Here is a 12645-nt window from a genome sequence, read left to right as displayed (position 1 = left end):
TGCGCAACACGGGAGCGCAAGCGTGCATGATCTTGACTTGCCTCCACCAATAGTTAGGGTCCGCGAAAACCGGATCGACAGTTGAAGGGACACCCATGACAACCATCCTTGTGACCGGCGGCGCAGGTTTCATCGGCTCCCACACGCTCCTGGCCCTGAAGGCGTCCGGCTACCAACCCGTTGTGATCGACGATCTTTCCAACGGCCATGCCGATGCGGTGGGCGATGTGCCGCTCGTGCACGGCGATATCCGCGACCGCGCGCTGCTGGACCGGGTGTTCAGCGCCCACGGGATCGGGGCCGTCATCCATTTCGCGGCGTCGATCGAGGCCGGTGTCAGCGTGCGCGAGCCGCTTGCCTTCTATGATAATAATGTCGGCGGCAGCCTAGCGCTCCTTTCCGCCATGAAGGATCACGGCGTGGACAGGCTCGTCTTTTCCTCCACCGCCGCCGTTTACGGGCAGGCGGGCGATGCGCCGCTCACTGAAGGCCTGCCGAAGGCACCCGTCAACCCCTACGGCCAGACCAAATGGGCGGCCGAATGCATGATCCGCGATGCCGCCACTGCCCACGGGCTACAGGCCATTGCCCTGCGCTATTTCAATGCTGCAGGTGCCGACCCGGAGGGCCGCGCCGGGGAACGGCACGAGCCTGAAACCCACCTCATCCCGCTGGTGCTGGAGGTCGCGGCAGGCAAGCGCGACGCCATCCGCATGTTCGGCACCGACTATGCGACCCCTGACGGCACCTGCGTGCGCGACTATGTGCATGTGGCCGATCTTGCCGCCGCCCATGTCCGCGCCCTGCAGCGGCTGGAAGCCGGCGGCGACCGCCCTGCAGTCGAGGCTTTCAATCTGGGCAGCGGCAGCGGCTTTTCGGTGCGGCAGGTGATCGAGGCCGCCCGCCGGGTGACCGGTCATCCGATCCCGGTGACCGAGGAAGCCCGCCGCGCCGGGGATCCGCCGGTGCTGGTGGCCGACCCGGCCCTTGCTCGCGCTGTGCTTGGCTGGACACCCGACTGGCCCGCACTTGACGACATGATCGCCCACGCCTGGCATTTCCTGCAGGCGCGCGCGGCAGCGGCCTGAACCGGGGCACACATCCTTGCATATCCTCGTCACCTCGCCCATTCCCTCGCACCCACAGAATCACGGCAACCGCGCCCGCGTGTTCCGCCTGCTGACTGCGCTGAAGGAACTCGGCCACACAATCCATTTCGTGCATGCGACCCTTGAAGGGCTGACGGCGGCACAGGAAAATGCGATGCGTGCGGCGTGGGATCATGTCTATCTCATCGAGGCCAAGGGCAAGCGCCGCCCGCCGCGCTGGCGCCACCACGGGCTTGATGAATGGTATGTGGACGAGCTTTGCGCCCTCACCGCCCGCATCATCGATCGCTGGCAGATCGGCGCCTGCCTCGCCAATTATGTGTGGTTCTCGAAATGGCTGACCGGCGTGCCGGCCGGCATCCCCACCTTCATCGATACGCACGACCTTTTCGGCAACCGCCACAAGCGCCTGCGCGACGGCGGCATGGAGCCGAGCTGGTATTCCACAAGTCCCGCCCTTGAAGGCAAGGGGCTTGACCGTGCCGGCACCGTACTCGCGATCCAGGATGTGGAAGCGGCAGAACTTGCACGCCGCACGAAGGCGCGCGTTGAAATCCTCGGCCATATCGAAAGCCCGCGTTTCCTGCCGCTTGAGGCCCCTGCCGACCCGAAGCGGCTGAAGATCGGCTTCATGGCAAGCGACAATTATGTGAACCAGCACACGCTTGCTGAACTCAATCGCGTGCTCGCCCGCCATCCCGGCCTCGCTAGCGCCCATGACTTCTGCCTCGCCGGCGCGATCGGGCAGACGCCGCCCGGCGAAGCAAGCGGCTTCCGGCGGCTCGGCTTCATTGCCGACCCCACCGACTTTTACCGGGAGATGGACCTGATCCTGAACCCGAACATCGGCGGCACCGGGCTCAAGATCAAATCGGTCGAGGCGCTCGCCTTCGGCAAGCCGCTTCTGGCCACCGAAGACGCGATGACCGGCCTCGGGCCCGTCCATCCCGGCCACCGGCTCGCCGATATGGAAGCCTACGGCGCTGCCCTCGCTCGCCTGGTGGACAATCCGGATGACATCATGGCGCTTGGCGTCGCCGGGCGGCAGCTTTTCGAGACTTACGAAGGCCGCCAATGGGAGACGCTGATTCGCCTGTTCGGTGACGCGCGGGAGCGGGCCGCATGACCAGTGCCCTCGTCCTCATCGGCAGTTTCGACAGCACCGACGGCGAGGCCTCCGCACGGAACTTAGCGCTCGGCAATGCCCTCGCCCGGCATGCCGATATATGGTGCGTGGGGGGCGATCTGGACTTGCTGCCCGCAAGCGCTGAAGGCGGCGGACCGACCTATCTGCACTGGCGGCACTATCTGGCGGACAGCGCACTTGCGGCCCTGCCCCGCCTGCATCTGGCGGACGATGATGCCGCGGGCGGCCTCCTGTTTCACGCCTTGCGCCTGCGACCGGGCGCCCTCCTCCTGTTCACCGATACGCTGTTTGACGCTTTCGTGGACGATTTCAAACAGCGCGGCGAGTGGCCCCACGGATTTGCGAACTGGTTGGTAGCGACCTATGGGCCGGAAGGCGATGTGCTGGCTGAGGCGCTCGTCAATCGTCGCCGCTTCACCGACAGTCTGGCTGCCGCCATGCCAGCCCTTGCCCCGGCGGCGAGCCTTGCGGATACCGTTTATGCCGCAAGTCCCTCTATCGCCAACCTGCTGGCGGCGGATGGCGCTTCGGCGACCGTATTGAAAGCCCCGCCACTCGCGCCCCTTCAAACGCTAGTGCGCCCCCTGACCGGCGAAATCGTGATTGCCTGCCCGGAGGCGGCACCCGCAGTCCGCGCCGCTGCTGATGCCATTCGGTCCCTCGGGCGGGCGGTGCGCCTCACCACCCCGGCTGACGCTGGCTGGCCGGCGGGCGCGACCGTTGCCGTCCATTTGGAAGCCGACCCCGCCCCGGCATGGTCCCCCTTCGTGCGAACCATGGCCGAGGCTGGCGTACCGCTTGTGCATGCCTCGCCCCACCTGCCGCCTGACGGCGGGGTCAGGATCGATCATGCTGGCGCCCATCATCAGCTCGTCGCTGCAATCGGGGCGCTTGCCAGCGACGCCGCCCTCGCTGGCGCGCGCGCGCGCATTCTGCATACGTATATTCAAGGCCTGACGAGCGCTGACGACCTGACAAGTCTTCTCCTGCCCGCGCTCAAGACACCGGTCGCCACGCAACCTGATGCACCAGTGGCGCCACACATTGCACTTTCGTTCGCACCGCCTGACGCTGTCCCCCAAGGCCGCACTATGCTGATCGGTGCTGTGCCCGGTCCTGCCGTCATTGCGCGTATCTGGCCGGATATCGACGCTGCCGCCTCGCCGCGATTCGCAGCGCCTGCGATTGCAAAGCAGTTCAGCGAAGCAACCGGGTTGCCCGCTGCCGGGCTGCTGGCGCGGCTCGGATTCGAAGCGCCGGTCATTGGCAGTGACGAAGACGTGATACGGCAGAAGAAAGAGCTTCGGAGGCTGGACACCGTGGCAAGCGCTGCTGCGCCGTGGCATGCGGGCGCCATGCTGCAACTGCAGCCGAGCGTCAGCACGGGAGACGGCCCCTGGCGCTCATGTGCCGATGGCGGCACGCTCTGGATGCTCGATCACCGGGGCTTGTCGCTCCGGTGCCTGCTGCTTGCCGGCAGTACGGGCCCCGTCTATCTTGAAAACCGGGGCGAGGATATATTGCGGATCGCAAGCACGGACCGCACCTTCGACCTTGCGCCGGGCGCGACCGAAAGGGTGCCGGCCAACACCGATGGGCTCGTCGATTTCAGGCTTCGCCTGATGCTGCAAGCTGATGATCCGGCAGCGGGGCCGGAACGGATGACCGGATGGCTGAACAGTACCGGACTATGGATGACACGATGACGGACGAAAAAGACAGCGGTCTCAAAGCACCCTATTCCGCCTTCGGCACGCCGGTCCTGAAGCCGCGCTTCCCAAAAGCAGCCCTTGCCTATGTCGATGCTGCCCTTGGCATCCTCGCCCGGCACCATGCCAGTGCACAGGGGTTAAACCCGGCTGCCGCGGAAGGCGGTGGCACGATGCCACGCACGGCGGATATCCTTGCAGGAAGCGATGCTTTTTTTGGGGCCGGCTGGTCAACGCTTGAGCCTGATGGCAGGGGTGGAAGGCACCGCTGGATGGACCGGCTGGCAAGCCTCATGCTGCGGCTCGATCTTTCCTCGGGTGCCCGGCTGCGCATCACGGGCACGGGCCTCGTGCGCGGGCGGAGTCTCCGGGAAGCGAGCGTCTGGCTTGATGGCCACCGGGTGAGCGGCGCCTTCCGCCGTAAGGGGCTGAAGGGATGGAGTTTCGAGGGCACGATAGCACCCGCCAAGCTCGCCCCCGGCGCCGCATGTCATCTCCTCGCCATACAAACAGATCGGGCGGGTGCGAAGGGCGGCGACAGCGAGGCTGGCCGCAGCCTAGCCGTCAGCCGGATCGAGATTGTCGCTGCCTGACGCGAGCGACAAGACTTACCGGTTCTTGCGCCAATTTTTGACGGTATCGGGCTTTCGCCCGAGCTGTCTGCGCTCGGCCGGTTGCGCTTTGCCGAACTTGAAAAGCTCATCCGACATGCCAAGCACCGAGCCGGCTTCGTTGACATGCAGGCCAAGGCGGTCGATCAGTTCATACCGGAAGCTGACCACGTTCCGCAGCAGATCGGGCATCGCGTGATAGACCCCGGTATAGGACGGCAGGTCGTCGCCGATACTCACCGGTCGCCCGATGAACATGCCGATGTCCTTCAGCACATCGGTCGGCCGTTCCACCAGATCCTCAAGCGTCAGCATCTTCACATTTTCGAAGGGCGCGAGGCTGTCCTCAAGCTCCGCTTCATGTTCCATGATGCGGTTAAGCAGCCGGTTGGTTGCCGCAAAATCGATGCTCGCACCCCCAAGTTGCTGCCGCTGGCCGGGCGGCACGCGCCATACCGATCGGTGGTGACTATCCGCAAACGCAGCCATGAGGCCTGCCTGCATCAGCTTGTCCCGACGCAAAAAATAGATGACCCGAGCCTTGGTGGAATTCAGCCATTTCAGCATGCGCTCAGGCGACAGGGCCTTGTTCGCGTACAGCGCATCAAGAACGTCAGTCTGCACCAGCATCTGGAACGGACCTCGCTCGGGCTGGCGCATCGCGGCCCCCATCAGGAAACGCGGCAGGTGGAACTTCCCCTTCAGCATCGGCAACAGGTCGATGAGAGGCGCCCCCAGATACTCAGGCAAATTGCCAAGACCACCAGCCTGCAGGAGGTCGATCAGATATTCCGCATCACTGCCGGGACTTGAAAGAATGACCAGAGGCGCAGCCTCCTTGTCGACATTGCTTTCAGGCAGCGGCCGCCGCCGGATCGGCCGCAGGGCCCCGGCCGGTCCCAGATCATACTGGACGGACAGGATGACTTTCCCGGGGTACCAGCCGCGCAGTTTACGCACGAGGGCCCATTCGTTGGTCCGTGAGAAGACAAAGATGCGACGCGCGCGCCCAATTGCCTTCTTTTCCACCAGATCGGCAGGCCGCAGAACATGGCATGTCAGCTTCGCCCGATTGAAGCTTTCGAGGGCGCTCTGCAGCTGCTGGTCGATGACCAGAAGATCAATCGATTCCAGACGTTTGAACAGGCCGGGTACGCCCCACGCCTGCAGGCGTGTCATCAGCGTATCAAAGCGGTCGCCCACTGCCGTTGTCCGTGCTTTGTTCCCGGCTTTCATCAGATACCGAAGACAACGCCAGCCGACAGGGCAAGTTGATATAGAACCTCGATGATATCCTTGGCAATCTGGACATGCTTGGTCGCCACACGCGGCAGAACGAAAATTTCGTCACCGGGCTTGAGGCCGATCCGCTTGCTATTGAGACTGCCACGGTCCAGCTTCACGAAGGTACCATCCCTGTGAAGAAGAAGGACGTTCGAAGCACTTTCCTTCTGTGTGAAGCCGCCAGCCTGATCGATATAGTCGGCAGCCGTGAAGTTGTCACGCCACGCAATCGCGGTCGGGAACAGCACGTCGCCGTGCACAAGGATGAGCTCGCTCTTGCGCGGAATACGGATGATATCGCCGGATTCGAGCAGTATCTGATCACGAACAGACGAGCCAGCGATTGCCACCTGCCCCTTTGGCTCGATCTTGCGGGCGCGTTCCACCCATTGCAGGATCAGGTTAGCTTCCTGCGTGCGGAGAGAAGCTTCTTCCACGGTGTTGGAACGGGCAGTCAGAACGCTGCTTTGAAGCGCCACCAGTTGCGCTTCCAGCATCTCTTTCTGACGCTTCTGGACGCTCTTGCGCATCAACTGGATCGCATCCATTTCCGCGTCAGAGCCGTACTTCACCTGCTTGAGCACATCGCCAAGGGTGGCGCCATAGGGAAGGATAAACTCCTTCGATGAGAAGTGCTCCCCTTCCACCCGGATACTGATTGTGCCTGGATTCTTGTCCGAGACGACGTCAAGAACGTCACCCGGATTGATGCTGCGCTCGGCAACATCAGACAAGGCGAAATACTGGACCTCGGCACGTTCCATGTTATTGCGGTTAATTCTCACATGGGTCGCCTGGGGGAACGGCCGTGCATAGGCAAGAAGCTTCTCGATCGGAATGGACTCGCCCTTGAACTCGAAGAGCGCGGGATTCTGCACCTCACCGAAGACACCGGCCTGCCCCTGCACGGCGTTCACCACCACGGTGTCGCCGTCATGGATCTGCATGGCCGGCATGGTGCCTGACAAGATGAAATCATACAGGTTGATCGTGCGAACGACACTGCCTCCCCGCAGGACATCAACCCTCAGGAAGGACCCCCGCGTCGGGTCAATACCGCCTGCCTTGTCGAGGAAATAAAGAACGCTATCGGACGCATGCCCCGCATAAAGTCCGGGCTGGCGCACAAAGCCGGTAACAAACACTTTCACCGGCTCGGCGCCTTCCAGGCTTGCATAGATATTCACATTCTTGCGGTAAACCTCTTTGATCGCGCCGGCGATGACCTCGTTCAGCTTTTCGTTGCGCACGCCGGCAACCTTCACCGGCCCTACCCCCGGCAGGAAAACGTTGCCTTGCGCGTCGACAATCAGTCCGCCGGCAAACTCGTAACCCCCCCAGAGCCTTACCTGAATCTTGTCGCCAACGGCGATCAGATAGTTCGGATTGAAGCCGATAAAGGATTGCTGAGCAAACATGCCCTTGAAGATCCAGTCACCGAAGACCGTCTCATGAGGCTCGGAAATGGTTTGAAGCGACTGTTCGGCCACCTGCGCGGCCTCGGGCGTGGTTGGTGCGGTTTGCGCTGTCGCAATCGTGCTGGAAAGACCGGAAAACGAGAGGAATGCGAACAAGAGAAGAAGGCGTTTAAACATCCCGGTGCTCCCGGATCGTGGCAACTGTCATCATGATAATCCCGTAGGCCAGGCTCAATAGGACAAGCAAGGTCGTCAGATTGTAAAGTATGCGCGGATAGAGGGCCTCGTCAGGTCGGGCCGGAGCTTGTACCACCACCAAGTGCTTGAGCTGGCGATATGCTTCCACACGAGCTTTTTCGTATCCCACAAGGGTTGCCTGATAAAGGTCGGTGGCAAGCTGCAGCTCGATTTCCATTTCCTGATATTCGGCGGTCAGTTCGTTTAACGCGCCTTCACCACCGCTTGTCAGCTTCGCTTTCTCCGCCTCAATCTGGGCTTCGACGGCAGCAATCCTGTTACGCGTGCTGACAAGCTGCGAAGCGTCGTCATTCAGATAGGCGGCGTAAGCACGTTCTTCCGCCTTCAACTGGACAAGCTGTGAATTGAGTTCGTTCACAACAACCTGCAACGCCTGCCCAGAGATGACCGGGCTGATAATCTTGTTGGTTGATTGGAAGGCCAGCATCCGCTCACGCGCGGCATTGAGCTTCTCTTGCGCCCGCTCCATTTCACCTTCGACGAAAGCGATCTCGGCGCGCGCAACCTGATGCCCGACATCGTTAATGAAGGCCTCTGCCTCGGCAATGATCGCCTGCAGGATAGCGAGCGCGGCATCGCGGTCGAATCCCTGCACCTCAATGGTCAGGACCCCGCTGGTGGTACTGAGCTGGGCCGTGACATGATCCTGATAATATTCGAGAAAATCTTCCATCGTCGCGTCGTCATCGAGCCGCGAGATAAAGTCCCAGTCGCGCGAGCTATAATGCGCACGGAGCCCCACTTTCTCATCCAGCTTCTTCAGCATGTCCTGCGAATGGATGAAATCCTGGAGTAGGGTCGAATCCTGATGGTTGTTGCCCATCCCGCTCAGAAGACCGACCTGGGTGATATCGGTCGCCTCCGACTGGGAAGCCTTCACATAGACCTCGGCAACCGCGACATAACGGTTACTTGCCATCACCACATAGTAAAAGGCTGCAATGGCAAAAAGCACGAGAACCCAGCGATAGCTGCCAAGGCCGATCATGCGGCGACGGATATCGGGCATGACGGAACGGCGCAGGACCGCCTCGCCGCGCCGGTCCAGCCGCTGTGCGACCGCACCCCTAAGTTTCTCGAGCGATGACATCATGAATTCCCCATCGGGCGTCCGGTTACGCCTCCAGGCCGGAGGCCGCATCCCTACAGACGCTGGTAACGGTAGAGCGCCCGCTCCACACTCTCGTAAAATTCCACCCTGCCATATGCAAGCAAAATTGCCGCATTGCAGTGTTCCCGAATATTCTCTTCAACGTGCGACACAAGGATAATGTTGGAGCTTTCACGTTTGGCCATCAGGGCATCGCGGCACTTGCGACGAAAGGCCGCGTCACCCACCGCCAGGATCTCATCCATCAGGTAGGTGTCGAAATCGAACCCCATGGAAACGGCAAAGCCGAATTTCGACCGCATCCCCGACGAATAGCCCCCGACCGGCAGTTCGAAATTCTCCCCGATTTCGGAGAAGTCCTTCACGAATTCCTCAATGTCGGCGGTGTCGCGGATGCCATGGATGCGGCACACGAAACGCACATTCTCGCGGCCCGTCATCGCGCGGTGAAAACCGGTGCCAAGCGCGAGCGGCCAGCTGACAAACCGGTCGCTCACAATGCGGCCGGATGATGGAAAGTCGATCCCGCCGATCAGCCGCAAAAGGGTTGATTTTCCGGCCCCGTTCTGGCCGAGGATCGCGACATCCCGGTCGTCTGGAATGCGCAGGTTGAGGTTCCGGAAGATGTATTTCGGACCATAGCGTGTCGGGAAATATTTGGAGACATTCTCGAGGCGGATCATGTAGCGATAACCCGCCGCCAGTTCAGCCTGTATGTCGCCATGGCAAGCGCCATGCAGACAATGGTCCAGTCGATCAGATATCCCGGATCGGCCATCGGGCTGACATAGGTTTCGAACCAGCCTTCGCGGATCATTTCAACAGCGTGCACCAACGGATTCCAGGAGAGCCACGTCATGTAGGACTCAGGTACCGCCGTCATCGGGAAGAAAACCGCGGAGATGAAGAGAAGCGGCATGGTGATGATCCCGATCACTTTCTCCACTTCCTTCGCCACACTGCTGGCCATGCAGGCGAGCATGCCGAAGCTGGCGGCAAAGAGCCACAGGATGAAGGATGCCGCCAGAACCTCGAGAACATTATCCGGCCAGGGGTCGAAGCCGACCCACCAGAAGCCGGTAATGAGAAGAAGGCCGACTGCGCAGAAAAGTCCGGCTTCAGCAAGTGCCCGCGCCATGAAAACATCAAAAAGCCGCACCTGGCGGAACCCCATCAGCCCCCTTGCCTCGCTGAGCGCGCCCAAGTTTTTCCTCATCGTGGATTGCCACAACATTCGGAACGGCAAGAAAGTCGCCATAATGAAGACGGGGGGTTCTGCAAAGCCGAATTCTCCGCGCCCGCGCGCGCCGAAGATCATGATGAAGATGATCATCATCATCAGCGGCTCAAGCACAAGCCAGACAGCGCCAAACGCATATCCGCTGAAACGCGAGACGATCTCGCGCACGAATATGGCGAAGATGACGTCCTTCTGGATTGAAAGGGCGGAACGCTTTCTCATGGGCCGACAGTCGCTTCCGGATCAGCCGGAGGCCTTCACGCGGCGATCACGGCTCTTCTTCGTGCTTGTAGAGGCCAACATAACGACCTTCGGCATCGATCACCACTAGGAACTTCACCTCGTCGGCACGCATCATGGTTTCGGCGTCGTCAACGAGCTGATCCTGCTGGATTGTCGAGAATTCCTTGCTCATGCACTGAAAGGCCGAAACCTCGCGCACGCGGCGCGTCACGCGCAGGGCAACGGCAAGCTGCCCTTTGGTCACGATCCCCACAGGACGGTGATCTTCATCGACAACCACAGCAACACCTGCCGGGCCACCTGCCATTTCGGCGGCAAGCTCGATCAGCACCATTTGCGGGGTGACGACCGGCACCGAATTCGACAGCATCACATCGCCCACCTTCTTCAAGAGACGGCGGCCGAGCGAGCCGCCCGGATGGTAGCGGGCAAAATCTTTCGCATGGAAGTTGCGCAGCGCCATAAGGGCAATCGCCAGCGCGTCCCCGATGGCAACCGTCACGACGATCGACGTCGTCGGCACCAGGTTGTTCGGGCAGATTTCTTCGGTAACCGGGATTTCAAGCACCACATCGGCAGCACGGGCGAGCGTTGAATTGCGCACGCCCGTGATCGCGATGATCTTGTTGCCGAAGGACTTTAGAGACGGCAGAAGCTGGACGATTTCGTTCGTCTCGCCCGAGTAGGAAATGATCAGGAGCGTGTCGCCCTTGGTCACCATCCCGAGGTCGCCGTGGCTCGCCTCTGCCGGGTGCAGGAAGAAGGAAGGCGTGCCGGTGGAAGCCAGCGTCGCGGAAATCTTGCGCGCCACATGGCCGGACTTGCCCATGCCGATGACAATAAGATGACCTGTCGTATTGAGCATCAGCCTTACGGCATCGCGGTAGGCATCTTCGTCATATGCCTGTGCGAGCCTTTCAAGAGCCTGTCCTTGCTTGAGAAAAGACGCGCCGATATTCTCGATGGTCATCCCGAAGTCGGCTTTGATGCTGTTCGGAAGTTCTAAAACATTATGATCCGCGGAGCTCTTCATAAAAGATCCCTAAGCCTTTATTATTTGGCAGATCGTCCCATCAACCTTTTGTTTTTCAGGTCTTTTATCTACCCTGTTGAGCCCTGGCCATTCAGGCAAGAACCGAGCGATTGGCACGCTACCACAAGCGATTCTGTTTAACAACAGAAGGCAAATATTTGCAGCAATAGCCGGTCGTCTTTCTATGCTCGCTTTCATGAACCTCGCCTGAATGAGGCATTCACTTTGGCCAGAGCCTAGGATGACAATTTTTTTGCAGTGCAGCAAGCGCTAAAAAGCCAGCAATTTTGCAGCAACGCGCGCTGCAGTTACATTGTCTTTACGGTAGAAGCTACCCGGAACCTGCGTTTCCACGACCAGATGAGACACAAATGTCTGCACCGCATCAGAATCCACCGACGGTTGCACCTGCCAGAAGGCATCCAGATGACCTGCCTGTGCCATCCCGGGCACCGCCATCATCGAACGCCCGAGCGTAACGGTCGGCACGCCGGCCTTCAAGGCAGAGAAGCCGACCGTGCTGTTGATGGTGACGCAACCCTTCACATGCGGCCATAGCCTGTCGAGGTCCAGATCGAAACAATAGTGTAGGCGCCCTACAAGGCCATGTGCGTGGGCCAGTTGGCGGATCAGGCGACCATAATGCGAGAAACCGCGGTCCATCGGGTGATGTTTCAGCACCAGATGATCATCCCCGTTCGCATGCCGGGCAAAACTCGCGACGACCGCTTCAATGAAGGCACCGACCGAGGCGAAGTCGCTATGATAAAGAACCTGCGCGTCGATAGCGACCTGCAGCGGCACCAGAAAGAAACGCCCGGAAAGATCGCCGTGCAGGCGCGCTTCCAGTCGCGCGTCGCGCTGGCGGTAAAGCTGTTTCCTCAGCGCCGCCATTCCCCAGCAATATACCTCGTACGGCCATGGCCCCGGCCGGTGATGCAGATAATGGGGAAACAAGTCACCGCGAAAGAATTTGCCGCCATAATAGCGATAGGCATATCCAGCCTGCGCCCAAAAGGTGGAAGGCCCGGCATCTGGCGCGGGCATATTAGCGGCACTCGTCTCGCCAGCGCTGAAACGCGCCGGAAAGCGGGAATTGCCATTGTTGCCGCCTTCTTCAAGCGTCACATAACCCGGCCGGATATAGCCTTCCTCCAGCCCGAAGAAACGCACATCCTGCACTGCGCAAATCTCGCGCGCCACGCGGTGATAGAAGCGGCAGTCGCCATAGGCCACGACCGTGTCGATCTGATTGCTTTCAAGGAAACGGGCCATAAAATCGGACCAGTCCTCGGGCCGTTCCCGAAAAGGCAGAGCGACTTCATAGCCCCCGAAGAAGCCACCATAAAGCGCGTCGCCGCCGTTCAGATTGATACGGAAAACCTCGGCCCCGGATTTACGCAGTTCCGCAATCAGGTAGGCGGTGAACGGCCCCAGTGGCCCCTGCAGCAGGAGAATGCGTCGAGGGGCCGTTGAAGTCAT

11 protein-coding genes are annotated in these 12645 nt (G+C 60.7%); 4 read left to right on the top strand and 7 right to left on the bottom strand.

Annotation, left to right across the window (positions count from 1 at the left end; genetic code table 11):
- Positions 1–95 precede the first annotated feature (95 nt).
- From galE to OU694_RS00230, 4 genes are read left to right on the top strand one after another with little or no spacing between them, the layout of a single operon-like run.
- A complete protein-coding gene (gene galE, locus OU694_RS00245; protein WP_308908997.1) occupies positions 96–1088 on the top strand; it encodes a UDP-glucose 4-epimerase GalE in 993 nt (330 codons plus the stop codon).
- 16 nt (positions 1089–1104) lie between these two features.
- Positions 1105–2235 (top strand): glycosyltransferase, encoded by a 1131-nt coding sequence (locus OU694_RS00240; RefSeq protein ID WP_308908996.1) that lies wholly within the window; start codon positions 1105–1107, stop codon positions 2233–2235.
- A complete protein-coding gene (locus OU694_RS00235; protein WP_308908995.1) occupies positions 2232–3962 on the top strand; it encodes a hypothetical protein in 1731 nt (576 codons plus the stop codon). The genes OU694_RS00240 and OU694_RS00235 overlap by 4 nt, the downstream gene beginning before the upstream one ends.
- A complete protein-coding gene (locus OU694_RS00230; protein ID WP_308908994.1) occupies positions 3959–4558 on the top strand; it encodes a hypothetical protein in 600 nt (199 codons plus the stop codon). Before OU694_RS00235 ends, OU694_RS00230 begins: the two co-directional genes overlap by 4 nt.
- Before the next feature lie 15 nt (positions 4559–4573).
- Here the strand turns inward: OU694_RS00230 and OU694_RS00225 are convergent, their stop codons facing one another.
- The 7 genes from OU694_RS00225 to OU694_RS00195 form a co-directional block, all read right to left on the bottom strand.
- Positions 4574–5779: a hypothetical protein gene (locus tag OU694_RS00225; RefSeq protein ID WP_308908993.1), complete on the bottom strand. Its 1206-nt coding sequence runs from the start codon at positions 5777–5779 to the stop codon at positions 4574–4576.
- Between the two features lie 32 nt (positions 5780–5811).
- On the bottom strand, positions 5812–7455 hold the full coding sequence (locus tag OU694_RS00220; RefSeq protein ID WP_308908992.1) for a polysaccharide biosynthesis/export family protein: 1644 nt from the start codon (positions 7453–7455) through the stop codon (positions 5812–5814).
- The gene (locus tag OU694_RS00215) at positions 7448–8629 is read right to left on the bottom strand and encodes a KpsE/RkpR family capsule polysaccharide export protein (protein WP_308908991.1); all 1182 of its coding nucleotides are present in this window, start codon (positions 8627–8629) and stop codon (positions 7448–7450) included. The genes OU694_RS00220 and OU694_RS00215 overlap by 8 nt, the downstream gene beginning before the upstream one ends.
- Before the next feature lie 50 nt (positions 8630–8679).
- The gene (locus OU694_RS00210) at positions 8680–9330 is read right to left on the bottom strand and encodes an ABC transporter ATP-binding protein (RefSeq protein WP_308908990.1); all 651 of its coding nucleotides are present in this window, start codon (positions 9328–9330) and stop codon (positions 8680–8682) included.
- Positions 9327–10109, bottom strand: a complete 783-nt coding sequence (locus OU694_RS00205) for an ABC transporter permease (RefSeq protein WP_308908989.1) — start codon at positions 10107–10109, stop codon at positions 9327–9329. The genes OU694_RS00210 and OU694_RS00205 overlap by 4 nt, the downstream gene beginning before the upstream one ends.
- A gap of 46 nt (positions 10110–10155) precedes the next feature.
- The gene (locus tag OU694_RS00200) at positions 10156–11163 is read right to left on the bottom strand and encodes a KpsF/GutQ family sugar-phosphate isomerase (RefSeq protein WP_308908988.1); all 1008 of its coding nucleotides are present in this window, start codon (positions 11161–11163) and stop codon (positions 10156–10158) included.
- A gap of 270 nt (positions 11164–11433) precedes the next feature.
- The gene (locus OU694_RS00195) at positions 11434–12645 is read right to left on the bottom strand and encodes a capsule polysaccharide biogenesis protein (protein ID WP_308908987.1); all 1212 of its coding nucleotides are present in this window, start codon (positions 12643–12645) and stop codon (positions 11434–11436) included.

Source organism: Pseudokordiimonas caeni (genome assembly GCF_026719705.1).
Taxonomy (GTDB): domain Bacteria; phylum Pseudomonadota; class Alphaproteobacteria; order Sphingomonadales; family Kordiimonadaceae; genus Gimibacter; species Gimibacter caeni.
Note: the sequence above shows the minus strand (reverse complement) of the source record. Positions and strands in the feature narration are given on the sequence as shown.

Coding starts and splice junctions, on each gene's coding strand:
- galE (WP_308908997.1), top strand. CDS start 96: ATGACAACCATCCTTGTGACCGGCGGCGCAGGTTTCATCGGCTCCCAC.
- OU694_RS00235 (WP_308908995.1), top strand. CDS start 2,232: ATGACCAGTGCCCTCGTCCTCATCGGCAGTTTCGACAGCACCGACGGC.
- OU694_RS00230 (WP_308908994.1), top strand. CDS start 3,959: ATGACGGACGAAAAAGACAGCGGTCTCAAAGCACCCTATTCCGCCTTC.
- OU694_RS00220 (WP_308908992.1), bottom strand. CDS start 7,455: ATGTTTAAACGCCTTCTTCTCTTGTTCGCATTCCTCTCGTTTTCCGGT.
- OU694_RS00215 (WP_308908991.1), bottom strand. CDS start 8,629: ATGATGTCATCGCTCGAGAAACTTAGGGGTGCGGTCGCACAGCGGCTG.
- OU694_RS00210 (WP_308908990.1), bottom strand. CDS start 9,330: ATGATCCGCCTCGAGAATGTCTCCAAATATTTCCCGACACGCTATGGT.
- OU694_RS00205 (WP_308908989.1), bottom strand. CDS start 10,109: ATGAGAAAGCGTTCCGCCCTTTCAATCCAGAAGGACGTCATCTTCGCC.
- OU694_RS00200 (WP_308908988.1), bottom strand. CDS start 11,163: ATGAAGAGCTCCGCGGATCATAATGTTTTAGAACTTCCGAACAGCATC.
- OU694_RS00195 (WP_308908987.1), bottom strand. CDS start 12,645: ATGACTTCAACGGCCCCTCGACGCATTCTCCTGCTGCAGGGGCCACTG.